The sequence below is a fragment of the Streptomyces sp. NPDC030183 genome (assembly GCF_055573455.1).
Map to the genome: position 1 here is coordinate 37,545 of NZ_JBVIBK010000040.1, position 24,898 is coordinate 62,442.

19 protein-coding genes and 1 rRNA gene are annotated in these 24,898 nt (G+C 73.2%); 5 read left to right on the forward strand and 15 right to left on the reverse strand.

Annotated features, from left to right (window positions below; all coding sequences use genetic code 11):
• From ACZ4Z2_RS34410 to ACZ4Z2_RS34420, 3 genes are all read right to left on the reverse strand, one after another.
• On the reverse strand, positions 1-2,085 hold a 2,085-nt coding region (locus ACZ4Z2_RS34410), incomplete at its 3' end, for a tetratricopeptide repeat protein (RefSeq protein ID WP_468081451.1).
• Between the two features lie 164 nt (positions 2,086-2,249).
• Positions 2,250-2,876 carry an NUDIX domain-containing protein gene (locus ACZ4Z2_RS34415; protein ID WP_468081453.1) on the reverse strand — a complete coding sequence of 209 codons (627 nt, stop codon included), beginning with the start codon at positions 2,874-2,876 and terminating at the stop codon, positions 2,250-2,252.
• A gap of 119 nt (positions 2,877-2,995) precedes the next feature.
• The gene (locus tag ACZ4Z2_RS34420; RefSeq protein WP_468081455.1) at positions 2,996-4,663 is read right to left on the reverse strand and encodes a CTP synthase; all 1,668 of its coding nucleotides are present in this window, start codon (positions 4,661-4,663) and stop codon (positions 2,996-2,998) included.
• Between the two features lie 562 nt (positions 4,664-5,225).
• Between ACZ4Z2_RS34420 and ACZ4Z2_RS34425 the strand changes: the two genes are divergently transcribed.
• From ACZ4Z2_RS34425 to ACZ4Z2_RS34435, 3 genes are all read left to right on the forward strand, one after another.
• The gene (locus ACZ4Z2_RS34425; RefSeq protein ID WP_468081484.1) at positions 5,226-7,028 is read left to right on the forward strand and encodes a glycoside hydrolase family 15 protein; all 1,803 of its coding nucleotides are present in this window, start codon (positions 5,226-5,228) and stop codon (positions 7,026-7,028) included.
• A gap of 186 nt (positions 7,029-7,214) precedes the next feature.
• Entirely contained in the window at positions 7,215-8,624 is a 1,410-nt protein-coding gene (locus tag ACZ4Z2_RS34430) for an FAD-binding protein (protein WP_468081457.1), read from the forward strand.
• Positions 8,625-8,721: 97 nt separating this feature from the next.
• Positions 8,722-10,371, forward strand: a complete 1,650-nt coding sequence (locus tag ACZ4Z2_RS34435) for a PucR family transcriptional regulator (protein ID WP_468081459.1) — start codon at positions 8,722-8,724, stop codon at positions 10,369-10,371.
• 32 nt (positions 10,372-10,403) lie between these two features.
• Here the strand turns inward: ACZ4Z2_RS34435 and ACZ4Z2_RS34440 are convergent, their stop codons facing one another.
• The 6 genes from ACZ4Z2_RS34440 to ACZ4Z2_RS34465 all read right to left on the reverse strand — a co-directional run bounded on the left by ACZ4Z2_RS34440 (position 10,404) and on the right by ACZ4Z2_RS34465 (position 16,583).
• Complete coding sequence (locus tag ACZ4Z2_RS34440; protein ID WP_468081461.1) at positions 10,404-11,537, reverse strand: glycosyltransferase family 4 protein; 1,134 nt, start codon at positions 11,535-11,537, stop codon at positions 10,404-10,406.
• Between the two features lie 363 nt (positions 11,538-11,900).
• Positions 11,901-12,656 (reverse strand): hypothetical protein, encoded by a 756-nt coding sequence (locus ACZ4Z2_RS34445; protein ID WP_468081463.1) that lies wholly within the window; start codon positions 12,654-12,656, stop codon positions 11,901-11,903.
• 2 nt (positions 12,657-12,658) lie between these two features.
• Positions 12,659-14,401, reverse strand: coding sequence for a DNA repair protein RecN (recN, locus tag ACZ4Z2_RS34450; RefSeq protein WP_468081465.1), 1,743 nt, complete (start codon positions 14,399-14,401; stop codon positions 12,659-12,661).
• A gap of 166 nt (positions 14,402-14,567) precedes the next feature.
• Positions 14,568-15,473 (reverse strand): NAD kinase, encoded by a 906-nt coding sequence (locus ACZ4Z2_RS34455; protein WP_468081467.1) that lies wholly within the window; start codon positions 15,471-15,473, stop codon positions 14,568-14,570.
• Complete coding sequence (locus ACZ4Z2_RS34460) at positions 15,470-16,285, reverse strand: TlyA family RNA methyltransferase (RefSeq protein WP_468081469.1); 816 nt, start codon at positions 16,283-16,285, stop codon at positions 15,470-15,472. The genes ACZ4Z2_RS34455 and ACZ4Z2_RS34460 overlap by 4 nt, the downstream gene beginning before the upstream one ends.
• Before the next feature lie 7 nt (positions 16,286-16,292).
• Positions 16,293-16,583, reverse strand: a complete 291-nt coding sequence (locus tag ACZ4Z2_RS34465; protein ID WP_468081471.1) for a hypothetical protein — start codon at positions 16,581-16,583, stop codon at positions 16,293-16,295.
• A 42-nt stretch (positions 16,584-16,625) separates the two neighbouring features.
• On the opposite strand from ACZ4Z2_RS34465, the gene ACZ4Z2_RS34470 reads away from it, so the two are divergent.
• Positions 16,626-16,973 (forward strand): SCP2 sterol-binding domain-containing protein, encoded by a 348-nt coding sequence (locus ACZ4Z2_RS34470; protein WP_468081473.1) that lies wholly within the window; start codon positions 16,626-16,628, stop codon positions 16,971-16,973.
• Here the strand turns inward: ACZ4Z2_RS34470 and ACZ4Z2_RS34475 are convergent.
• The 4 genes from ACZ4Z2_RS34475 to ACZ4Z2_RS34490 all read right to left on the reverse strand — a co-directional run bounded on the left by ACZ4Z2_RS34475 (position 16,957) and on the right by ACZ4Z2_RS34490 (position 21,100).
• Positions 16,957-17,862: an ABC transporter ATP-binding protein gene (locus ACZ4Z2_RS34475; RefSeq protein ID WP_468081475.1), complete on the reverse strand. Its 906-nt coding sequence runs from the start codon at positions 17,860-17,862 to the stop codon at positions 16,957-16,959. The two genes, ACZ4Z2_RS34470 and ACZ4Z2_RS34475, sit on opposite strands and share 17 nt — an antisense overlap.
• The gene (locus ACZ4Z2_RS34480; RefSeq protein WP_468081476.1) at positions 17,859-18,908 is read right to left on the reverse strand and encodes a FecCD family ABC transporter permease; all 1,050 of its coding nucleotides are present in this window, start codon (positions 18,906-18,908) and stop codon (positions 17,859-17,861) included. The genes ACZ4Z2_RS34475 and ACZ4Z2_RS34480 overlap by 4 nt, the downstream gene beginning before the upstream one ends.
• An 8-nt stretch (positions 18,909-18,916) precedes the next feature.
• Complete coding sequence (locus tag ACZ4Z2_RS34485) at positions 18,917-19,963, reverse strand: FecCD family ABC transporter permease (RefSeq protein ID WP_468081478.1); 1,047 nt, start codon at positions 19,961-19,963, stop codon at positions 18,917-18,919.
• A gap of 108 nt (positions 19,964-20,071) precedes the next feature.
• Positions 20,072-21,100 carry an HAD hydrolase-like protein gene (locus ACZ4Z2_RS34490; RefSeq protein WP_468081480.1) on the reverse strand — a complete coding sequence of 343 codons (1,029 nt, stop codon included), beginning with the start codon at positions 21,098-21,100 and terminating at the stop codon, positions 20,072-20,074.
• 115 nt (positions 21,101-21,215) lie between these two features.
• Between ACZ4Z2_RS34490 and ACZ4Z2_RS34495 the strand changes: the two genes are divergently transcribed.
• On the forward strand, positions 21,216-22,505 hold the full coding sequence (locus tag ACZ4Z2_RS34495) for a DUF1015 family protein (protein ID WP_468081482.1): 1,290 nt from the start codon (positions 21,216-21,218) through the stop codon (positions 22,503-22,505).
• A 76-nt stretch (positions 22,506-22,581) separates the two neighbouring features.
• Here ACZ4Z2_RS34495 and ACZ4Z2_RS34500 read toward each other — a convergent pair whose 3' ends face one another.
• A complete protein-coding gene (locus ACZ4Z2_RS34500) occupies positions 22,582-23,442 on the reverse strand; it encodes a tetratricopeptide repeat protein (protein ID WP_468081486.1) in 861 nt (286 codons plus the stop codon).
• A gap of 1,364 nt (positions 23,443-24,806) precedes the next feature.
• Positions 24,807-24,898, reverse strand: a 5S ribosomal RNA gene (rrf, locus tag ACZ4Z2_RS34505); the annotation flags it as partial.

Genomic DNA, 24,898 nt, shown 5'->3' on the forward strand with positions numbered 1-24,898 from the left:
ATAAAGAACCCCCCCCCACACAACACACCCCCCCCCCCCCACCCCCCACCCCCCCCCCCCCCCCCCCCCCCCCCCCCCCCCCCCCCCCACCTCTCCCCCCCCCCCCCCCCCCCCCCCCCCCCCCCCCCCCGGGTCGCCGAGCCGTTCGAGGGTGTCCGCGAGCCGCATCTGGAGCGCGGCCTGCAACCGGACGTCCTCGGCGAGCCGCGCCCACTCCACCGCCTCCTGGCAGGTGGGCAGCGCCTCCTCGGGGCGCCCCGCGTACTCCTGGACGCGTGCCATCTCGCTCAACGCCCTCGCCTGGGCGCCCACATCGCCGAGCCTGCGGTAGCCGGTCAGGGCCGAGCTCCAGTTGCGCAGGGCCTCGCCGTAGCGGCCCGCGTAGGTGTACGCGGTGGCGATACGGCCGTACAGCCGCGCGGCGTCTTCGCGCTCGTCCCGGGCGAGGCGCTGGGCGAGCGCCCTGCCGTACCAGTCGGCGGCCCGTTCGTAGTCCTCCAGCTCCTGGTGGGCGCCGCCCACGGATTCCATCGCGCGGCCGGTCGCATAGGGGTCGTTCGCCTGGCGGCCCGCGTCGAGGGCGGCCCGGTAGCGGGCCAGCGCCGCCTTCGTCCGGCCGGTACGGGCGTCGAGGTCGCCCAGGTTCAGCAGGGCCGCCGCCTTCTCGCGGGGCAGGTCCCGGCGCTCGGCGACATCCAGGACGAGCCGGTGGACGCCGTAGAGGTCGGCGGCCGCGGCCTGGGTGCCGAAGTGCGCCACCATGGCCCGGACGAGCTGGGACATCAGCCGTCGGGCGAGGGTGTCGAGCCGGCCGTCGGCGACGGCGAGCCGGGCGGCCGCGAGCAGCGCCGGCCGGCGCACCCGCAGCCACTCCTCGGCGGCCCGGGGGCTGGGGAACCGCAGCGCCTTGGGCATGTCGAGGAGCTTCTCGCGGGCCAGCGGGCTGTCGGTCTCGGTGACGGCCCGGCAGGACTGCAGCAGCCGTACCGTCCGCTCCAGCATCCGCGCCCGGGCCAGCTGGAGCTCGCCCGGCTTCTCCTGGCTCTCGGCGGCGGACCACAGCAGCGGCTGGAGGCAGCCGGGGACCTCGTACTGCGGCATGGCCGAGTCGGCCCGGTGCAGGAACCCCAGGGCCACCAGGTCGTCCAGCGCGGTGCGGGCCGCGCCGACCGAGCAGCCGGCGAGCCCGGAGGCGATGTGCGGGTCGACGAGGCCGGCCGGGGCGAGGGCGAGCAGGCGCAGTATCCGGGCGGGGGCACTGGGCAGCGCCGCGTACGTCAGCCGGAAGACCTTGCCGAGGACCGGGCCCTCGTCGTCCTCGGCGCGCAGTTGTTTGGCCAGGTCGGAGATGGCGACCGTGGGCCGGGCGGCCAGCCATCCCCCGGCGAGCCGCAGCGCGGCGGGCTGGGCCGCGCACACCTCGGCGAGGATCTCGGCGGAGCGCGGGTCGACGGTGACGCGCACCGAGCCGGTGAAGCGTTCCAGCAGGGCCACCGCGGACTTGGTGTCCAGTCCGCCCAGGGTGCACGGGCGGACGTCGGAGATGCCCGTCAGCGGGCCCCCGGAGACCGCCACGACCAGGGAGTCCGGGGTGTCCGGCAGCAGCGCGTCGACCTGCTCGGCGTCGACCGCGTCGTCGAGCAGCAGCACCACCCGGCGGTCGGCCAGCGCCTCCCGCAGCGCCTCGCTGAGGTCGTCCTCGTCGGCCCCGGCGGGGACCGGGAGACCAAGTGCGCCGAGCAGTTCCCCGGCCGCCCGCTCGACGGGGACGCGTGTGCCGTCCGGCTCGGCGAGGCGGGCCCTGAGCACCCCGTCCGGGTAACCGTGGGCGATCTGCCGGACGAGTTCCTCGGCGAGCGCGGTGCGGCCGAAGCCGGGCCGGCCGGCGATGAGCAGCACGCGCGCGTGCGGTGCCTTGCGGCCGGCGAGGGTGTTGAGCCCGGCGCGGTCGATGTCGGCCCGCAGCTCCTTCAACTCCCGGGCACGGCCGAGGAACTGACTGTCCGTGGGGGCGGCCTCGACAGCCGGGGGCCGCCCTGTTCCGGACACCGGGACTCCCCCGGTGTCCACCGCCTGATCCGCCACGGGCCACACTCCCGTCCCACCGCACGAGCCTGCCCGCCGGGACTCCGGTTCGGGCGTTTCCCGAGCCTAGTTCACGCTCTGCGACGATCTCGGCGGAGCGGGGCGGGCAGATCCCTCGATCGGATCAGCAGATCGTACGACTGGCACCTTCGGGGTGAGTGGTCCTACGACTCGAACGGCCGCGCGGGCCACGGCGCCTCCGCCGGGCGCAGCGCGTCCATCCCGTCGCCGCAGCGCGCGGCCACCAGCGAAAGCACGCCCACCACCAGGCAGTTGTTGTGCAGCTCCCCGGCGAGGACGCCCCGGGCCAGCTCGTCGAGGGGCACCCGGGCCAACTCCATGTCGGCCTCCTCGTCCTCCACCTCGAAGCGCCGTCCGTCGGCCTCGGAGAGGTCGCGGGCGAGGAAGATCCGGACGGCCTCGTCGCAGCCGCCGGGGGTGGTGTAGACGTCGGTCAGCACCCGCCAGTCCTCCGCCTTGACGTGCGCCTCCTCGTACAGCTCGCGCTGGGCGGCGTGCAGCGGGTTCTCGCCCGGCACGTCCAGCAGGCCCGCCGGGATCTCCCACAGCTTCTGGCGCACGGGGTGGCGGTACTGGCGGAGCACCAGCACCCGGTCCTGGTCGTCGACGGCGAGAACGGCTACGGAACCGGGGTGGACCTGGTAGTCCCGCCGGACCACCGAGCCGTCGGGCATGACCACGTCGTCGGTGCGCACGGAGGTCTTGTTGCCGGTGAACGGCGTCTCGCTCGCCCGGACCTCCCACTCCTCGGCGGTGTCCTTGATCGTCATGTCGACTCGTCCTCCCACACGTGCCATGAAACCGGGGCGCGCCTCCCGAAGGAGACGCACCCCGGTCACCGTACAACTCCGGCGTCGCGCAACCGGCCGTCACCAGCCGCGACTTGCTGTCACTTCCCTGCGGTCTTCCGCTCGACTGCGGCCTTGACCAGCCCGGCGAACAGCGGGTGCGGACGGGTCGGGCGGGAGCGCAGCTCCGGGTGGGCCTGCGTCGCGACCAGGTAGGGGTGGACCTCGCGCGGGTACTCGACGTACTCGACGAGCTTGCCGTCGGGCGAGGTGCCGGTGAACTGCAGGCCCGCCTTCTTCTCCAGTTCCCCGCGGTAGGCGTTGTTCACCTCGTAGCGGTGGCGGTGGCGCTCCTCGACGTACTCCTTGCCGTCGTACACCTCGCGCACGATGGAGCCCTCGGCGAGCTTGGCCGGGTACATGCCCAGGCGCATCGTGCCGCCCATGTCGCCCTCACCGGCGACGATGTCGAGCTGTTCGGCCATGGTGGAGATCACCGGGTGGGCGGTGGCGGAGTCGAACTCGGTGGAGTTGGCGTCCGGGATGTCGGCGAGGTTGCGCGCGGCCTCGATCACGATGCACTGCAGACCCAGGCACAGGCCCAGCAGCGGGATCTTGTTCTCGCGGGCGTACTGGATGGCGCCGACCTTGCCGGAGACACCTCGGTCGCCGAAGCCGCCGGGGATGCAGATGGCGTCGACGTCGGCGAGCTGCGCGGCGGCCCCGGCCGGGGTCTTGCAGTCGTCGGAGGTGACCCACTTGATCTTCACCCGGGCCCGGTTGGCGAAGCCGCCGGCGCGCAGGGCCTCGGTGACCGAGAGGTAGGCGTCGGGCAGGTCGATGTACTTGCCGACCAGTGCGAGGTTGATCTCGTGCCGCGGGTTGTGGACGCGGTCGAGCAGGTCGTCCCAGGTCGTCCAGTCCACGTCCCGGAACGGCAGGTCCAGCTTGCGCACGACATAGGCGTCGAGGCCCTCGCCGTGCACGGTCTTGGGGATGTCGTAGATCGAGCGGGCGTCGGGACAGGCGACGACGGCGGCCTCGTCGACGTCGCACATCAGGGAGATCTTCCGCTTGATCGCGGCGGGCACCTCGCGGTCACAGCGCAGCACGATCGCGTCGGGCTGGATGCCGATGTTGCGCAGCGCCGCGACCGAGTGCTGCGTCGGCTTGGTCTTCAGCTCACCCGAGGGGCCGATGTAGGGCAGGAGCGAGATGTGGACGACGAAGACGTTGTCCCGGCCGACCTCGTGGCGGACCTGGCGCACGGTCTCCAGGAACGGCAGCGACTCGATGTCACCGACCGTGCCGCCGACCTCCGTGATCACCACGTCGACCTCGTCGGAGGCCATGCGCCGGATACGGTGCTTGATCTCGTTGGTGATGTGCGGGATGACCTGCACGGTGTCGCCCAGGTACTCACCACGCCGCTCCTTGGCGATCACGGTGTTGTAGACCTGGCCTGTAGTGACATTGGCAGAGCCGTCCAAGTCACGGTCGAGGAAGCGCTCGTAGTGTCCGATGTCCAGGTCGGTCTCGGCGCCGTCGTTGGTGACGAAGACCTCACCGTGCTGGAAGGGGTTCATCGTGCCCGGGTCGACGTTCAGGTACGGGTCGAGCTTCTGCATCACCACGCGCAGGCCGCGGGCCTTGAGCAGCATGCCGAGGCTGGAGGCGGTCAGACCCTTGCCGAGCGAGGAGGCGACACCCCCGGTGACGAAGATGTGCTTGGTCGTCGTGGTGCTGTTTCGGAAAGCAGCGGGCGGCATGGCCAAGAGGGGGCTCCCGTGGTCGCGGTTCTGGGTGCGGGTCGGCCGCCGCCCGATCGGGTCGCCGGGGGGTGCCGTCGCTGCGGTTCGGGGGTCCCATTCGAGTCGGGGCGCCCACCGGTCCACGGGCTACCAGGGTATCAGCGACCGGCCACGATCGCTTCCGGCCACTCTCCGCGCACGGGCCGCCACGGACGTCGTACGACTGTCGGCCAATCCCGGCCGCGGGTCACCCTTGGCTCACCCGTTCGGCTCACTCGCGTTGCCTGGAGCGGCACGCGGAGCCCCTCGGTGCGTCGTATCCTCTTCGGACACTCGCTGCCGAGCCCGGCCGGGGAAACGGCACCACCCCCGCCCGTCTCCGGAAACACGCGAGCTCGTCAGTTCGTTGAGCAACGATGGCCTCATATGCGTTGAGGATCGTTGAGCGACATCGCATGACACCGTCCCTTGGATCACTCTGGAAATATGGATCCTTTGTCGATCCCTTGGGTCCCTTGACCGCACACCGCACAGCGACCGCCCCTCGGGGGGCGACGTGGCCGTTCGACTGGAGTTGCACGTGGCCGGGCGCATCGAAGACTACGCACTCATCGGAGACATGCAGACCGCTGCCCTGGTCTGCCGGGACGGCACGGTCGACTGGCTGTGCCTGCCCCGCTTCGACTCCCATGCCGTCTTCGCGGGCCTGCTCGGCACGGAGGAGCACGGCTTCTGGCGCCTGGGCCCCGCCCACGCGGCCGACGCGCAGCCGCCGACGGCGTCCCGGCGCCGGTACCGCGGCGACTCGCTGATCCTGGAATCCGAGTGGGACACCCCGCGCGGCACGGTCCGTGTGACGGACTTCATGCCGCCCCGTGACGGCGCCCCCCAGCTGATCCGGATCGTCGAGGGCATCAGCGGCCGCGTCCCCATGCGCTCGTCGCTGCGCATGCGTTTCTCGTACGGCCGGGTCGTGCCCTGGGTGCACAAGCACGAGGGGCGCACGGTGGCCGTCGCCGGGCCGGACTCCGTGTGGTTCGACACCGAGTGCGAGACCTACGGCAAGGCGCTGACGACGTACGCCGACTTCACGGTGACCCCGGGTGACCGCATCGCCTTCACGATCTCCTGGCAGCCTTCTCACAAGGAGCCGCCGCTGCTGCCCGAGCCCGAGCCTTCGCTGCAGGCCACGGAGGAGTTCTGGCGGGAGTGGGTGGAGCACTGCACGTACCACGGCCCGTACCGCGAGGCGGTGGTCCGCTCGCTGATCACGCTGAAGGCCCTGACGTACGCCCCGACCGGCGGCATCGTCGCCGCTCCGACGACCTCCCTGCCGGAGCACATCGGGGGCGTCCGTAACTGGGACTACCGCTACACCTGGCTGCGCGACGCGGCGATCACCCTCTCCTCGCTGCTGCGCACCGGGTACCGGGACGAGGCCCGTGCCTGGCGCGAGTGGCTGCTGCGGGCGGTCGCCGGCGACCCGGAGAACCTGCAGATCATGTACGGCATCGCCGGTGAGCGGGAGCTGGGCGAGGCGGAGCTGGAGTGGCTTCCCGGCTACGAGAACTCGGCTCCGGTCCGCGTCGGCAACGGCGCCGCGCACCAGCTCCAGCTGGACGTGTACGGCGAGGTCACCGAGGCCCTGCACCTGGCCCACATGACGGGCCTGGCCCGCAACGACTACGCCTCCCTGCTCCAGCTGAAGCTGATCCGCTACCTGGAGGACCACTGGGACGAGCCGGACGAGGGCATCTGGGAGGTGCGCGGCCCGCGCCGCCACTTCGTGCACTCCAAGGTCATGGCCTGGGTCGCCGTGGACCGCACGATCAAGCTCATCGAGTCCGGCGACGCGGACGGCCCGCTGGAGAAGTGGCGCGAGCTGCGCGACGACATCCACCGGGACGTGTGCGAGAAGGGCTACGACAAGGAGCGCAACACCTTCACGCAGTCCTACGGCTCGAAGGAGCTGGACGCGTCGCTGCTGCTGATCCCGCAGATGGGCTTCCTGCCGCCGGACGACAAGCGCGTCATCGGCACCATCGAGGCGATCCAGCGGGAGCTGTCGACCCCGGACGGCTTCATCCTGCGCTACCCGACCGCCGGTGAGGACGAGGGCGTGGACGGGCTGCCGGGCGACGAGGGCGCGTTCCTCGCCTGCTCGTTCTGGATGGCGGACGACCTGGCGATGATCGGCCGCGTCGACGAGGCCCGCAAGCTCTTCGAGAAGCTGCTGTCTCTCCGCAACGACCTGGGCCTGCTGGCCGAGGAGTGGGACCCGGTGCTCAAGCGCCAGGTCGGCAACTTCCCCCAGGCGTTCAGCCATGTCCCCCTCATCGACACGGCCCTGCGGCTGACCGCCTCGGGGGCGTACGGCGGCTGACGCACGCCCCCGATCCGCCGCGCACGGCGGCGGATCCGCGCACGACCAGGCGCACGCAGCAAGCGCTTGCGCCTGGTTCGGGCCGTACGCGTCCACCCCGGGGGCGCTCCCCGGTCGAACAGGACCGCTCGACCGCACCCGCCTAGCCTGGAAGAAGTCCTGTCTCCTGGCTGAAAGGGGCCGGTCATGGCTCCCCTTTCCAAGGCCCACACGGCGCTGACCGAACTGCGCGAGGATCTGACCGGCGAGGTGCTCGCCCCGGGGGACCCCGGGTACGACGACGCCCGGACGGTGTTCAACGGGATGATCGACCGGCATCCGGCGGTGATCGCGCAGTGCGAGAACCAGACCGACGTCGTCCGGGCCGTGCGCTTCGGCCGCGACCTCGACCTGAACATCGCGGTGCGCGGCGGCGGCCACAGCGTGGCCGGATCGGCCCTCAACGACAACGGCCTGGTCATCGACCTGCGCCGCATGCACTCGGTCACCGTCGATCCCGCCGCCCGCAGCGTCCGCGTCGAGGGCGGCGCCACCATGAGCCACCTCGACCGCGCCACCGAGCCGTACGGTCTCGCCACCACCGGCGGCCGGGCCTCGACCACCGGTGTCGGCGGCTTCGTCCTCGGCGGCGGCAGCGGCTGGCTGGAACGGGCCTTCGGCCTCGCCGTCGACAACCTGCTGGGCGTGGACCTGGTGACCGCCGACGGCCGTACGGTCCACGCGACCGCCGAGGAGAACCCGGAGCTTTTCTGGGCCCTGCACGGCGGCGGCGGCAACTTCGGCGTCGCCACCGCCCTCACCCTGCGCCTGCACGAGCTGCCCGCCTTCGCGATCGCCCTGCTGCTGTACGAGCCGGAGCACGGCCAGGAGGTCGTCCGCGTCTACCGCGAGGTCGTCGAGAACGGCCCGCGCGAGGCCGGCGGAGGTGTCCTGTTCTTCACCGGCCCGCCCGAGGAGTTCGTCCCCGAGCACCTGGTGGGCCGGCTCGTGTGCGGGATGCTCCTCACCTACGCCGGCACCGAGGACGACATGCGCAAGGTCGCCCAGCCGCTGCTGGCGCTGCCGCACGAGGCCGAGGTGGTCGGCGCGATGCCGTACGCGGACGTGCAGTGCATGATCGACGATCCGCCGGGCCTGCGGAACTACTGGTCGGCGGAGTACCTGACCGGCCTGCCGGACGATCTGGTCGATGTCTTCTGCGCCCAGGCCCGCTCGATGCCCGTGCCGACCAACTCGCAGCACATCCTCTTCCCGTACGGCGGCGCGGTCGCCGACGGCCCCGCCGAGTACCCGGTGCCGTACCGGGCCGCGCCGTGGGCCGTGCACCCCTTCGGCGTCTGGGAGGACCCGGCGGACGACGAGCGGACCATCGGGTGGGTACGGGGCGTCCGCGACGATGTACGGCCGTGGAGCACCGGCGCGGTCTACCTGAACTTCATCGGCGACGAGGGCGAGGGCCGGGTCCTGGCGGGTCTGGGCGCCGAGAACGCCCGGCGGCTGATGGCGGTGAAGGCCGCGTACGACCCCGACAACGTGTTCCGCTTCAACCACAACATTCCGCCGCGCGACCCCAAGGGCCGGCCCGCACCCCATTGAGCGGGCCCTCACCGGCCACGGCGAGCGCTCCCCCGCCGGGCGCCGGCGCCCGGCGCGGAGATGCCCGGTCTGCCCGGGCGCGGGTACCGTCCGGTCCATGGACACCCGTGACAGCCGCGTACCCGCCGACGGTCGTGAGGCACAGGGCGGTATCACCGTGCGGCGGGCGCTGGAGCTGCCCGGGCTGCGCGGCGGGCTGCCGGAGATCCTGGCCGGCGCCGACCGGCTGGAGCGGACCGTGCGCTGGGTGCACGCGGGCGAGGTGCCCAACATCGCCTCGCTGCTCAAGGGCGGCGAGCTGCTGCTGACCACCGGCTACGGGCTCGGCACGCGCCCCGCCGACCAGCGGGCGTTCGTACGGACGCTGGCCGAGCGCGGTATCGCGGCGCTCGTCGTCGAGCTGGGCCCGCGTTTCGCCCGACTGCCCCCGGCCCTGGTGGACACCGCGCGCTCGGCCGGTCTCCCGCTGGTCCAGCTGCACCGCGAGGTGGCGTTCGTGACCGTGACGGAGGAGATCCACACCGAGATCGTCAACGGCCACTACGCGCTCCTCCAGCAGGCCGAGGAGGTCCACCGGCGCTGCACCGAGGCGCTGCTGGGCGGCGGCGGGGTGCCCCAGGTCCTCGGCATCCTGGCCGACTTCAGCGGCAACCCGGTCTTCCTGGAGACCGCCGACGGCCAACTCCTGTACGCGGCCGGGGCGGGGCCCGCCGACACCGATCCGCTCCAGGTGTGGGAGGGGCTGCGGGACCGGCACCGGGACGAGCCGCCGGCCGGGACTACCCTCGTCGACGTACCGGGCGGCGGTCCGGGCACGGGCTCGGTACGGGCCCGGCTGGTCCTCCTTCCGGTGGTCGCTCCCCTGGCCCCGGTGCACCGCATGGCCGCCGAGCGTGCGGCCGGTGTCCTCGCCGTCGTCCTCATGCAGGCCCGGCAGGAGGAGGAGCTGGCGGCACGCGGGCGCGGCGACTTTCTCACCGATCTCGCCGAGGGCCGGATCGAGGCGGAGGACGCCCCCGCGCAGGCCCGGGTCCTGGGCTTCCGGCCGGGCGGCGGGCCCCTGCTCCCGGTGGTGATGCGGCTCGCCGACGGCCTGTCGCCGGGCGGCGGCTGGGCGGTGCTGGCCCGCGCGGTCGGCGAGGAGCTGGCCTCGGTCGGGGTGCCCGTCCTGCTGGGCGTGCGGCCCGTCGAGGGCCGGGTCCCGCTCCTGGTGGGCCTGCGCGAGGAGGCGGAGCGCCCGGCGGTGGCGGACAAGGTCGCGGCGGCGCTGCGGGCGGGCGTGGAGCGGGCCGGGTTGCGGCGGCCGGGCGGACGGCCACCCGTGGTGGTCGTCGGGATGCCCGGCGGCTGGGCGGCAGCCTCGGCGGGGCTCAGGCACGCGGCGGAGACGGCGACGGCCGCGCAGGGGCTGGCCGACCGCCCCTGGTACGACGCCCGGCGGCTCGACATCGACCTGCTGCTGTGGCGGTTGCGCGACCACCCCGACCTGGCCGCCTTCGTGGACCGCGCGCTCGGCCCCCTGCTCGACCACGACAGCCGCTCCAGGCCGCCGCTGCTGCCCACCCTCCAGACGTACCTCGCCCACGCGGGCCGCAAGGCGGAGACCGCCCGTGAGCTGCACCTGAACCGGCAGACCCTCTACAACCGCCTCGCCCGCATCGGCGAGTTGCTCGGCACGGACCTGGACGACCCCCAGACGGTCCTGGCCCTGAGCCTGGCGCTCAGGGCCCGCAGACACGTGCCGTAGGAGGCGGCCTCACACGGCACGCGGGTGCGGCGTCACATGAGCGGCCGGAGGTCGGTCAACTCGTCGTAGACGCTGAGCACCTGGGCCACCGTCTCGTCCTCGGTCGGCCAGGTCGCGGCCTGCCGGGTGCCCTTGTCCCGCAGGTCCTCCTGGAGAGCGGGGTCCTTCAGCAGGCGCACGACGGCCTCGGCGAACGCCCCGGCGTCCCCGAACGGGACGAGCGCTGCGGCGTCGCCCACGAGTTCGGGCACCGATCCGGCCGAGGCCGCGACGAGCGGCACGCGCGCGTGGAGCGCCTCCTGGGCGAGGACCGAGCGTGCTTCGGGGCCGCCGGGCAGCAGTGCCAGGTCGGCGGCGGCGACCAGTTCGCCGATGTCGTCGCGCCGTCCGATGAGCCGGACGGGCAGTTCCTCGTCCTCGACGCGCCGTTGGAGGGCACCCCACTGCGGTCCCTCGCCCACGATCACGACGAGCGGCGCGGGGTCGAGGCCCCGCCATTCCCGGGCCGCGTCGAGCAGCGTGTCGAACCCCCGGTGGCGGTCGAGCGCTCCGGCGGCCATCAGCAAGGGCCGGTCGGTGGCGCCGAGTTCGGCTCGGGTCTTGGAGCGGTGCCGGTCGGGGTCGTCGTCGCCGTTCCGGCGGAGCGCGGGCACGGAGACGGCCGCGAGCCGGGCGTCGCGGGCACCTCGGCTGCGGGCGCGGTCGACGAGTTCGGAGGAGGTGCCGAGCACCACGGCGGCCGCCTTGGCCACCCGCCGTTCCAGCAGCCGCAGCAGATGGGCCCGGGCGCCCTCGGCGTAGGACCGGGTGTGCCAGGTGACCACGAGCGGGGTGCGCCGCCCGCCGAGCGCGAGGGTGGCGCGGAAGCCGGCGTGCAGGCCGTGCGCGTGGACCAGGTCGGCGTCCGCGCAGACGGTGCGCAGGGCGGTCACAGAGCCCGGGTCGCTGCTGCGGGGCACGTGGACGTGGCGGGCGCCGACACCCGTGAAGTCGTACACAGCTTCGGTCTCATGGGGAGCGCACACGGTGACCCGTACGCCCCGGGCGACGAGGCCCGAGGTCAGCGACCGCACATGCGCGCTGCTCACCGCGCTGCCGCCGCCGAGCACTTGCACGGTTCGCAGCGGCGACTGGCCCTGCGGTGAGTGGCTGCTCACGTGGCTCACGTGGCCGGGGCTCCTGGTTCGGGGTCGGACGGTCACGAAGAAACGTACAGAAGGATCCGGCGGCGGGGGTGGACCGCGCGAGGCCGCTTCTGCGTGGTCTGCGTAGCACGTCTGGCTACGTCGTACCTGTCCAAGGATGCCAGGCCGTACGGGCGTTCCGGCACCGTCGGACCCCACGGACGGCGAGCTGTGGGCAACGCGACGCCCAGCGTCACTCACATGAGTGAACTACCGCACGATGTTGCCCCTCTGCGCCCTTCCGCCCCGGTCTTCTTGGGGCGTCCACCCGGACGTTGCCGCGTCACCCGTGCCGGGAAACCGCCGTGTCACTGTCCCGGGGAAGAGCCGCGCTGTGGACGTCGGTCACGCCCGCCACGGCGACCGGGCGAACGCGCTGACCCGGTCCCCGGACACGGCCGCGGCCACCACCACCGCCGCCGCATGGGCGACCAGTCCGGCCCGGCCGTGGGCCAGGACGGCGGCGCAGCCCAGGGCCGCGCCGAGGGCGCGGGCGCCGGTGTCGCCGAGCATCGTGCGCTCGGCGAGGTCGCCGGGGAGCACGGCCAGGGCGGCCCCCGCCGTCGCCGCCGCCATCCGCCCGGCAGGCCCCTCGCGCAGCACACCGGGCAGCGCGAGGGCGATGGTCGCCGCGGCCGCCCTCCCGGGCCGTACGTCGACGAGATTGACCAGGTGCGCGGCCCCGGCGATCACCAACCCGGCCAGCGCCCTGTCGAGCGTCCGTTCCTTCAGCAGCGCCCCGGCGACGAGCCCGGCGGCCGAGATCCCGAACAGCTTCACCGCGCCACTGGTGACCTCGCCGTCGCGCAGCGCCGCCAGATGCGCCCCGAACCCGCGTCTCGGGTCCCCGGCCCCGGCGATGTCGTCGTACGCCCCGCACACCCCGGCGGCCAGCACGGCGATCCCCGCGGCGGGACACCGGGGGCCGCCCGCGAGCAGCGCCCCGAGCGCGGCCCCCGGCCCGGCGTACAGGGTGACGGTCCGCCCGGCGTGGTTGGCGCGCCGCCAGAGGGCGGCGCCGCCCGGGGCCGTGGCCCCGAGGGCGGCGACGCCCGCGCGTGCGGCGGTCGCGGCGACCGCGAACGCGGCGGCCCTGCCCACGCCTACGCGTCCGCGCGGGCCGCCGCCAGCAGTTCCTCGGCGTGTGCCCGTGCCGTCTCGGAGTCCTCCTGCCCGGCGAGCATGCGCGACAGCTCCCGTACCCGGTCCTCGCCCTCCAGGACCTTCACACCGGACCGGGTGACCGAGCCGTCGTTGGTCTTCTCCACCAGCAGCTGCCGGTCGGCGAAGGCGGCGACCTGCGGCAGGTGCGTGACGACCACGACCTGCGCCGACCTGGCGAGCCGGGCCAGCCGCCGGCCGATCTCGACGGCCGCCTTGCCGCCGACACCGGCGTCGACCTCGTCGAAGAGATACGTCGGCACGGGGTCCGTGCCCGCGAAGACGACCTCGACGGCCAGCATCACGCGGGACAGCTCACCGCCCGAGGCGCCCTTGGCGATGGGCCGCGGCGGCGCCCCCGGGTGGGGGGCGAGCAGCAGCTCCACCTCGTCGACGCCGGACGGCCCGTAGGCGACCGTGCGTCCGCCGACCTCGACGCCCTCGGGGTCGTCGGTCTGCCGGATCTCGAACGACACGCGCGCGTGCGGCATGGCGAGCGAGCCCAGCTCGGCGGTCACGGCGGCGGCGAACCGCTCCGCCGCCTCCTGCCGGGCGTCCGTCAGGGCCTGTGCGAGACCGCCCAGTTCGACCCGCAGGGCGTCCCGCTCGGCGGTCAGCTCCTCGATGCGTTCGTCGTCGCCGTCGAGTTCGGTGAGCCGCTGGGCGCTCCGCTCGGCCCAGGCGAGCACGGTGGCGATGTCCTCGCCGTACTTCCGGGTGAGCCCGGTGAGTGCGGCCCGCCGCTCCTCCACGGCCGCGAGCCGCAGCGGATCGGCGTCCAGGTCGTCGGCGTATCCCGCCAGCTCGCCCGCGACGTCGCCGAGCAGGATCCCGATCTCGCCGATCCGGTCGGCGAGCGCGGCCAGCGCCGGGTCGTGCGAGCGCACGGCCTCCAGCGCCCGGTGGGCGCCCGCGACGAGCGTCGAGGCGTCGACGCCCTCGGGGTCCTCGGGATTGCCCGCGAGCGCGGCGTGGGCGGCCGTCGCGGCGGACGCCAGCGCCTCCGCGTGCCCCAGCCGCTCGGCCTCCTCGGCCAGCTCCACATCCTCGCCGGCGCGCGGCTCGACCCCGGCGATCTCGTCGAGTCCGTAGCGCAGCAGGTCGGCCTCCTGGGCCCGCTCACGCGCACGGGTGACGATCTCGTCGAGTTCGACGGCGACGGCCCGCAGCCGCCGGTACGCCTCGCCGTACTTGGCGAGCGGCACGGCCACCGCGTCACCGGCGTACCGGTCGAGGGCCGCCCGCTGCCGGGACAGCTTCAGCAACCCCTGCTGGTCGGTCTGCCCGTGCACGGCCACCAGTTCGTCGGCCAGCTCCGCGAGGACGCCCACGGGGACGGACCGCCCGCCGAGGTGCGCCCGGGACCGCCCTTCGGCGGAAACGGTACGGCTGATCAGCAGCGCCCCGTCGTCGAGCTCGGCCCCGGCCTCCTCGGCCCGGACGACCGCCGAGGCGCCCTCGGGCACGGCGATCCGGCCCTCGACGACCGCGTTCTTCGCGCCGATCCGCACGAGCGCCGGGTCCGCCCGGCCGCCGAGCAGCAGACCGAGACTGGTGACGACCATGGTCTTGCCCGCGCCCGTCTCACCCGTCACGGCGGTGAAGCCGGGTGACAGCTCGACGACCGCGTCGTCGATGACTCCGAGCGACCGTATCCGCATCTCCTCCAACACGGACAAGACCATACGAGGTCGAGGGAGGGAAGTGCGACGCCCCCCGTCCCCGATGTCACTCACGGGAGGGACAAGGGGCCCTCATGACCGGTACCCGGCCCCATGCCCCGCACCGGCGACCGGTACCGGCGGAACCTCCCGGTCGCCGTACGCCCCCGGCCCGGGCACCGCCGGTGAGCTAGTGCCGAGCCCCCCGCCACCCGGAGACCGGCAGCGCGAACTTGGCCACCAGCCGGTCGGTGAACGACGCGTGGTGCAGACGTGCCAGCCGCACCGGCACGGCGCCCCTGCGGACCTCCACCCGCGCCCCGGGCGGCAGCTCGACCGTCCTCCGCCCGTCGCACCACAGGACCCCCGGCGGAATGTGCGGCAGCACCTCCACCGCGAGCACCGAGTCCGGCGACGTCACCAGCGGCTTCGCGAACAGCGCGTGCGCGCTGATCGGCACCATCAGCAGCGCCTCGACCTCGGGCCACACGACGGGCCCGCCGGCGGAGAAGGCGTACGCGGTCGACCCGGTCGGCGTGGACAGCACGATGCCGTCGCAGCCGAACCCGGTCACCGGCCGGCCGTCGATCTCCAGGACGACCTCGAGGAGCTTCTCGGCGCCCGCCTTCTGCACGGCCGCCTCGTTGAGCGCCCAGTCCGTGTGGACGATGTCCCCGTTCCGGTGAACGACGACGTCGACGGTCATCCGCTCCTCGACCTCGTACGCCCGGGTGACGACGCGGTCGACAACCTTGTCGAGGTCGTCGCGCTCGGCCTCCGCGAGGAACCCCACGCTGCCGAGGTTGACGCCGAGCATCGGCACCCCGGAGGCGCGCGCGAACTCCGCGCCGCGCAGCAGCGTGCCGTCACCGCCGAGGACGATGAGCAGCTCGCACCCGTCGAGGCACTGCGGGGTGGCCTCCTTGACCAGCTCCACCTCTTCGGGGAGCGGGATGTCCTCCGCCTCGGCCTCCAGGACGCGTACGCCCAGCCCGTGGTGGAGCAGGCCCTTCACCACGAGTTCCGCACTGCGGATGGCCGCCGGCCGCCCGGTGTGGGTCAGCAGGAAGACGGTTCGAGTTCGGTCCAGAGTCACCGCGGCCCCTCCGCAACTGCTCGATCGACGTCGGCCGGGTCCAGTGCGGGTGCCCCGGCACGCAGCCACAGAAAGTACTCGACGTTGCCCGAGGGTCCGGGCAGCGGACTCGCCGTCACGCCCTTCACCCCGAGCCCCAGCTCACCGGCCCGGCGCGCCACCCCGCACACCGCCTCGGCGCGCAGCTCCGGACTCCTCACGACTCCCCCGCTGCCCAGCCGCTCCTTGCCCACCTCGAACTGCGGCTTGACCATCATCACCAGATCGGCGTCCGGCTTCACGCACCGCACCAGGGCGGGCAGTACCAGGCCGAGCGGGATGAAGGACAGATCCCCCACGACAAGATCCACAGGCTCCCCATCGATCGCTTCGAGCGTCAACTCCCGTACGTTCGTACGGTCCTTGACGGTGACGCGTTCATCGCTGCGCAGAGTCCAAGCGAGTTGTCCGTATCCGACGTCCACGGCGACGACATGGGCGGCGCCGGCCCGCAGCAGGACATCGGTGAAGCCGCCGGTGGAGGCCCCGGCGTCCAGCGCCCGCCGCCCCTTGACGGCCAGGCCCCGCGGGACGAAGACCTCCAGGGCTCCGGCCAGTTTGTGGCCGCCGCGGGAGACGTACTCGGGGTCGGCGTCGTCGCTCGCGACGACGATGGCGGCCGCGGTCTCCACCTGGGTGGCGGGCTTGGTCGCGACGGTCTTGCCGACCGTGACCCGCCCGGCGGCGATCAGCTGGCTCGCGTGCTCACGCGACCGCGCGAGCTTCCGCCGGACCAACTCGGCGTCGAGACGGCGTCGTGCCACACCTGCCACGTTCGGTTCAGCTCCTAGTGCTGTACGGCATCGGGGGCGCCGGAGGTCCCGGGCGGGCGTCGAGCGCGGTGAGCGCGTCGCGCAGCCCCCGGTGTACATCCTCGTACACCTCGACATGGCCGTCGGTGGCGAGGTGGTCGGCGTCGGCCAGCCGGTCGAGGGCGGCGTCGACGTCGGGGTGGCCGGTGGCGGTGCGGGCCACGTCCAGCGGGGCCGGGGCGGCGGGGTCGGCCCCGGGCTCGACGACCGCTTCGGCCGTGTCCTGCCCCGCAGTGGCCTCGGGCACAGAGTCGCTCATGCCCCGACGCTACCCCGAAGCCCTGGGGTACCGTCGATCGCGATGGCAACGATTGAGGAGTGCCGCGCCGCGCTCGAAAAGCTCTCGGACAACATGGCAGGCGCCGATGGACACGTGCGTGAGGCGACGGCCCTCGACCGCTCGGTGAGCTGCCACATCAAGGACCTCGACATCACCTTCGTGGGCCGGATGCGCGAGGGCCGGATCGAGGTGCACGACACCCTTGAGGGCCCGCCGTCCGAGAAGGCCCAGATCCGGCTCGCCATGACGGGCGACGACCTGGTGGCGCTGGTGAACGGCGAGCTGAACTTCGCCAAGGCGTGGGGTTCGGGCCGGGTGAGGCTGGAGGCGGGCTTCCGGGACCTGCTCCAGCTCAGGAAGCTTCTGTAGCGGCGGCCTTCGCGGTCTCCCCGACGCCGGCGCGTGCCCTGCGGGCCGCCGGCACCACCAGCGGTGTGCCCGTCTCCGGGTCGTCGATGACCTGGCAGCGCAGCCCGAAGACCTCTTCGACCAGCTCCGCGGTGACGATGTCGCCGGGCGCGCCCTCGGCGACGACCTCGCCGCCGCGCAGGGCGACGAGATGGGTGGCGTAGCGCGCGGCGTGGTTGAGGTCGTGCAGCACGGCGACGAGTGTGCGGCCCTGCTCCTCGTGCAGCTCCGCGCACAGGTCGAGCACGTCGATCTGGTGCTGGATGTCGAGGTAGGTGGTCGGCTCGTCCAGGAGCAGCAGCGGGGTCTGCTGGGCGAGGGCCATGGCGATCCACACGCGCTGGCGCTGGCCGCCGGACAGCTCGTCGACGTAGCGGTCGGCCAGCTCGGCGACGCCGGTGGACTCCATCGACTCCCGGACGATCCGCTCGTCCTCCGCCGACCACTGCCGCAGCAGCCCCTGGTGGGGGTAGCGGCCGCGGCCGACGAGGTCGCCGACCGTGATCCCGTCGGGCGCGATCGACGACTGCGGCAGCAGGCCGAGCGTCCGCGCGACCTTCTTCGCGGGCATCGACTGGATGACCTGCCCGTCGAGGAGCACGCGCCCCTCGGACGGCCTCAGCATCCGGGACAGCGCCCGCAGCAGCGTGGACTTGCCGCAGGCGTTGGGGCCGACGATCACGGTGAACGAGTTGTCGGGGATCTCCACCGACAGCTGCTCGGCGATGACCCGCTGGTCATAGGCGAGGGTGACGTTCTCGGCGGACAGGCGGTTCACAGTGCTCCTCTGGTTGTTCTCGTTCACCGGCCACGCCGACGTCACCGACGCGCCGGGCTGGGGGCGCCTCATATCCGCCCGGCCTTCCGCTCCGTGACCAGCAGCCACAGCAGATAGACGCCGCCGAGGACGCCGGTGACGACCCCGACGGGCAGCTGGTCGGCGCCGAAGGCCCGCTGGGAGGCCCAGTCCGCGACGACGAGCAGGGCGGCGCCCATGCAGAGCGAGGGCACCAGGTTGGGGCCGGGGGACCGGGTCAGCCGCTTGGCGAGCTGGGGCGCGGTCAGGGCGACGAAACTGACGGGTCCGGCCGCGGCGGTGGCGCCTGCCGTGAGCAGCACGGCGGACACCAGCAGCAGCATCCGCACCCGCTCGACGCGCACGCCGAGGGCGTACGACACGTCGTCGCCCATCTCCGTCATCCGCAGCCCGCGCGCGTTGGCGAGGACCGTGGGCACGAGGATCGCGCACATGATCAGCAGCGGCTGGACCTGCTCCCAGTCACGCCCGTTGAGCGATCCGGTCATCCACACGACCGCGCGGGCCGCGTCGACGATGTCGGCCTTGGTGATCAGATAGCCGTTGACGGCCGTGGCGATCGCGGAGACGCCGATACCGACGAGCACCAGCCGGTACCCGTGCACGCCCCGCTTCCAGGCCAGCAGGTAGATCGCGAGTCCGGTGAACAGGCCGCCGCCGAGCGCCCCGAGGGCGACCTGGTCGGCGTCCCCCGAGAACAGCACGATCACGACCAGCGCTCCGGCCGTGGCGCCCTGCGAGAGGCCGAGGACGTCCGGACTGCCCAGCGGATTGCGGGAGATGGACTGGAACAGCGCCCCGCCGAGTCCCAGCGAGGCCCCGACCAGCAGCCCCACCAGGACCCGCGGCAGCCGCAGGTCGTTGATGATGAGCTCCTGGCTCGGGTCGCCGTCGCCGAGCAGCGTCCTGACGACGTCGGCGGCGGGGATCGGGAAGTCGCCGGTGCCGATCAGCACGACACTCGCGGCGAGTGCCGCCAGCAGCAGCAGAACGACGACGACCAGCGCCCGTACGTCGAGACGCACCGAGAGACCGCCGGGCGTGCGGAGCGCGCGGCCCCGCCCGGCGGGCTTGCTCATGACCTGCTTCACAGCTGCGCCGTCCTCCGCCGTCGTACGAGAAAGATGAAGACCGGCCCGCCGAGGACGGCGGTGACGATGCCGACCTGGAGTTCCGCGGGCCGGGCCACCACACGGCCGATGACATCGGCGCCGAGCAGCAGCACGGGCGACAGGACCGTCGCGTACGGCAGGATCCAGCGCAGGTCGGGACCGGTGAAGGAGCGGACGACGTGCGGGACCATCAGCCCGATGAAGACGATCGGTCCGCAGGCGGCGGTGGCGGCCCCGCACAGGACGGTGGCGGCGGCCATGGAGAGCGCCCGGGTGCGGTTGAGGTTCGCGCCGAGGGCGCGTGCGGTGTCGTCGCCCATGGCCACCGCGTTCAGCGGCCGGGCGAGCAGCAGTGCCACGACCGTGCCGGCCACCAGGAACGGCAGCACCTGCTCGATCGTCTCGTCGGTCGCGGAGGCCAGCGAACCCACCGTCCAGAAGCGCATCTTGGACAGCGCCGCACCATCCATGATCATCACGGCTTGGAGGTAGCCGTACAGGGCGGCGCTGATCGCCGTGCCGGCCAGCGCGAGCCGTACGGGAGTCGCGCCCCGGCTGCCGCCGAGGAACCACACCAGTGCCCCGACGGCCGCCGAACCGAGGAACGCGAACCACACGTACCCCGTCAGCGAGGTGACGCCGAAGTAGGTGATGGCGGTGACGACCGAGGCGGACGCGCCCGCGTTGATGCCGAGCAGCCCCGGGTCGGCCAGCGGGTTGCGGGTGAGCGCCTGGAGGACGGCACCGGCCAGACCGAGCGCGGCCCCGGCGAGCAGCCCGAGCAGGGTGCGCGAGATCCGCTCGTCGACGACGACGTCACCGTACGTCCCCGTGTTCTCGAACAGGCCGTGCCAGACCTGTCCGAGGGACAGCTCTTTCGCGCCGATCGCGATGCTCGCGAGCGCGACGAGGGTCAGCAGGCCGACGGACACCAGGAGTCCGGCGGCACGTATCGCCGCCCTGCGGTTCGGGGGCGCGGGGGCGGTCTCCGCGCGCGGTTCGGGGGGACTCTCGACCAACACCCGGTTAGGTTAGCCTATCCTCCCTTGTGAGCTGGATCCCGCCCACGGACACCGGCGAGAAGTCTCACCGGCGTTCGCCGACTCCCGCCGACGCCGCCCCCGTACGTCTCACAGCCCGAGCCGCGCCAGCGCCTTCTCGCCGTCCAGCTCGCAGGAGCCCTCACCGGCCGCCGTCCACGCCGCCGCGCACAGCGCCCGCAGTCCGTCGAGCGCCTCGCCCTCGCCGTCCAGCCGCAGCCGCTCGCTGTCGGCGCTCGCCGTCCAACCGCCGCAGCGGAAGCCCCCTTCCTCCTCCACGACGTCCGGCTGCCCGGTGAGCAGCCCGCGCAGATCGGCGTCGACGTAGGTGGGCCGGTGCTGCGGCGGCGCGGCCAGCAGCTGGGCACCGTCGGTCACTCCGGTCAGGACGAGCAGCGAGTCGACCTCGCCGTTGAACGCGCCCTCGATGTCCGTGTCCAGCCGGTCCCCGACCACCAACGGCCGCCGGGCGCCGGTCCGCAGGATGGTCTCCTTGTGCATCGGCGGCAGCGGCTTGCCCGCCACCTGCGGCTCGGCTCCCGTGGCGATCCGTACGACCTGCACCGCCGCGCCGTTGCCCGGCGCGATGCCCCGCGCGCTCGGGATCGTCAGATCGGTGTTGGACGCGAACCACGGCAGTCCGCGCGCGACGGCGTAACTGGCCTCCGCGAACCGCCCCCAGGGCAGGTCGGGCCCGCCGTACCCCTGCACGACGGCCGCCGGATCGTCGTCGGCCGACTCGACCGGCTCCAGGCCCCGTTCGCGCAGCGCGACCCGCAGCCCCTCACCGCCGATGACCAGCACCCGCGCACCGGCCGGCAACTGCTCGCTGATCAGCCGGGCCACGGCCTGCGCGGACGTGATGACGTCCGCGCCCTCGGCCGGTATGCCCAGCTCCGTGAGGTGCTCGGCGACCGCGTCCGGCGTCCGCAGCGCGTTGTTCGTGACGTACGCCAGATGCATACCGCCCGCGCGGGCCGTACCGAGGGACTCGACGGCGTGCGCGATCGCGCTCCCGCCCGCGTACACCACCCCGTCCAGATCGAGCAGCGCCGTGTCGTACGCCTCGCTCAGGGCCTGCCCACTGCCGTCGGGCCGCGTCCTGACTGCCTGGCTCATCTGCACACCGCTCCTCGCTCGCCCGGTACGTACATGCGTACCCACCCGGTCGTCCATCGGTCCGATCGCTTCACCCGATCATCGCGCATGGCACTGACACACATACGATGCACCAATGAAGAACGCAGGTCCCGCGGAGGAGACCCCGGCGCGCAGCGGCCTCGAACTGACCCCGTTCCGGGGCCTTCGCTACGACCCCGACCGGGTCGGCAGCCTGGCCGCCGTGACATCCCCGCCGTACGACGTGGTCGTACGGCCGGACGGTCTGCTCCACCTCGAATCCGCCGACCCGCACAACATCGTCCGCCTGATACTCCCCCAGGCCGGCACCCCGACCGCCAGGAACGAACAGGCGGCCCGGACGCTGCGCCGCTGGCTCGCCGAGGGCGTCCTGGCCGCCGATTCCCAGCCCGGCCTCTACGTCTACGAGCAGGGGGACGGCACCATCCTCCAGCGCGGCCTCATCGGGGCCCTCCGCCTCTCGGAGCCCGCCGACGGAGTGGTCCTCCCCCACGAGGACGTCATACCCCACGTCATCGCGGACCGCGCGGCCCTGATGCGCGCGACCTCCACCAACATGGAGCCCCTGCTCCTGACGTACCGGGGCAACGGCTCCACGGGCGCGACCGCCGTGGTCGAGCGGACCGTCGAGGACCCTCCGCTCCTGGCCACGACCACCGAGGACGGCTTCAGCCATCGCCTGTGGGCGGTCACCGACCCCGGTGACCTCGACGAGATCCAGTCGGACCTCGCCCACCACCAGGCCCTCATAGCCGACGGCCACCACCGCTGGGCGACCTACCTGCGCCTGCGCACGGAGCACCCCTCCCCCAGCCCTTGGGACTACGGCCTGGTCCTCCTGGTGGACACGGCCCGCTACCCCCTGCGCGTCCGCGCGATCCACCGCCTCCTGCACGGCCTGCCGGTCTCCGAGGCCCTGACGGCCCTGGACGGCCTCTTCCGCGTACGGCACCTGGAAGTCCCGCTGCCCGAGGCCCTGGAGGCTCTGGCGGACGCGGCAGGCACCGGCAATGCCTTCCTCCTCGCCGGCGACGGTGCCTTCCACCTCGTCGACCGCCCGGATCCGGACCTCCTCGCCCGTACGATCCCCGCCGACCGCCCGCCGGCTTGGCGCACCCTCGACGCGACGGTCCTGCACGCCACGCTCCTGCGTCACGTGTGGCGGATCCCGGAGGACTCCCCCGCACATGTCGCGTACATCCACGACACGGCGGCGACGGTCGAGAAGGCCGAACGCGACGGCGGCACGGCCGTCCTGATGCACCCGGTCCGCGAGGAGGTCGTCCGCGACCTGGCCCGCCAGGGCGTCACGATGCCCCGCAAGTCCACGTCGTTCGGCCCGAAACCGGCCTCGGGCCTGGTCCTGCGCGCCCTGCACCTCTAAGCACCGACCGACAGACGAAAGGGGGCGGGATCCACCTGGGATCCCGCCCCCTTCTCGGTGCCTCTACAAGCCGAGGTCAGTCCTTGGCGGCCTCGGAGTCCCCGCCCTCCTCGACGTCCTCGTCCACGGCGGTGGTCAGGTCGCGGGGCTCGGCGTCCTCCACGGGCAGCCTGTCGCTGTCGTCCTCGGACACGCCCTGCTGCTGGTCCTGCTCCTTGTCCTGCTGCTCCTCCTGCTGCTCGTCCTGGTCCTCGACCTCGACGAGGGCGTCGACGAACTCGACACCATCCATCTCGGCGAGCCGGTCGGAGGCATCCGTGCTGCCGTCCTTGTCGGCCTCGACGGCCTTGGCGAACCACTCGCGTGCCTCGCCGTCACGCCCCGCGGCGAGCAGCGCGTCGGCGTACGCGTACCGCAGCCGCGCGGTCCACGGCTGGACGGAGTTGGAGGCCAGTTCGGGGCTCTGCAGGGTCACGATGGCCGCGTCGAGCTGCTCCATGTCCCGCCGTGCGCCGGCCGCGACGAGACGCATCTCGACCTGGCCGGCCTTGTCCAGCTTGTGCACCTCGGGCGCCCCGGCCATGTCGAGGGCCTTCTCGGGCCGCCCGAGACCACGCTCGCAGTCGGCCATGACGGGCCACAGGTCGACACTGCCGGTCATCCGCCGCGCGGCCCGGAACTCGGCGAGCGCCTCGCTGTACTTCTGGTTGGCGTACGCGGCGAAGCCGGCCGCCTCCCGCACGGCGGCGACGCGCGACGCCAGCCGCAGGGCCACCCTGGAGTAGCCGTACGCACCCTCGGGGTCCTCGTCGATGAGCCGGGCGACCATCACCAGGTTCTTGGCGACGTCGTCCGCGAGCGTCTTCGGCAGGCTCTGCAGTTCCTGCCGTACGTCCTTGTCGATCTCCTCGCCGGTGACGTCCTCGGGAATCGGCAGCCGCTTGATCGGCTCGCGCTCCCGGTCCCGGTCCCGCTCGTCGCGGAAGCGCCCGCCGCCACGACGGTCGTCCCGCCGGTCGTCACGTCCACGGAAGCCACCGGGCCGACCGCCCCGGTCGTCGCGACGGAACGGCGGGCGACCACCGCGGTCGTCACGACGGTCGTCGCGCCCGCCGCGGAAGCCACCGCGGTCCCCGCCACGGCTGTCACCACGGTCATCACGGCGGAAGCCGCCCCGGTCGTCGTCACGACGGTACGAGGGACGCTCCCCCTCGCGCCGCTCGCCCCGGTCGTCACGGCGGTCATCACGGCGCTCGTCCCGACGGAAGGGCGGCCTGTCGCCGTCCCTGCGGTCGTCACGACGGAAGTCGTCGCGGCGGTCGTCGCGACGGAACGGCGGGCGACCACCGCGGTCGTCACGACGGTCGTCGCGCCCGCCGCGGAAGCCACCGCGGTCCCCGCCACGGCTGTCACCACGGTCATCACGGCGGAAGCCGCCCCGGTCGTCGTCACGACGGTACGAGGGACGCTCCCCCTCGCGCCGCTCGCCCCGGTCGTCACGGCGGTCATCACGGCGGTCATCACGGCGGAAGGCCGGACGGTCGTCCCTGCGGAAGCCCCGGTCGCGGTCGTCACGGCGGAAGCCACCGCGGTCGCCGCTGTCACGTCGGTCGTCGCGACGGTCGTCACGGCGGAACGCCGGCCGGTCGTCACGGCGGCCGTGGCCGCCCCGGTCGTCGTCGCGCCGGTCATCGCGGCGGAAGGCCGGACGGTCGCCGTCCCGGCGGAAGCCACGGTCCCGGTCATCGCCCCGACGGTCGTCGCGACGCGGCCCACCGGGACGGTCGTCGCGGCGGAAGCCGGGGCGTGGCCCACGGTCGCCTTCGCGGCGGTCGTCACGTCGATCATCGCGCCCGCCACGGAAGCCACCGCGGTCTCCGCCACGGCTGTCACCACGGTCGTCACGGCGGAAGCCGCCGCGATCGCCACGGTCTCCCCGATCGCCGCGGTCGTTACGGTCGTTGCGGTCATCGCCGCGCCGGAATCCGCCGCGATCGTCGCGCCCGCCGTCTCGTCGACCGTAGCCGCCACGGTCGTTGTCGCGCCGGTCGTTGTCCCGACGCGGGCCACCGCGGTAGCCACCACGGTCACCACTGTCCCGTCGCCGCTGGTCGCGCTCCGGTCGGTCGTCGGGAGAGTTGGTGGACATGGTGACTCCTGTCTTCGGTACCGCAAGTCATTCTCGCGCAGCCGGGTACCCGGCGCGCTCTGGGCTGTGCTTGTTCCGGAGCAACACGGAACAATAAAAAAGGACCCCTGGTCCCAGCTGTACGCTGGTGACCAGGGGTCCTGTCAAAGATTGTTCGGCGGCGTCCTACTCTCCCACAGGGTCCCCCCTGCAGTACCATCGGCGCTGTAAGGCTTAGCTTCCGGGTTCGGAATGTAACCGGGCG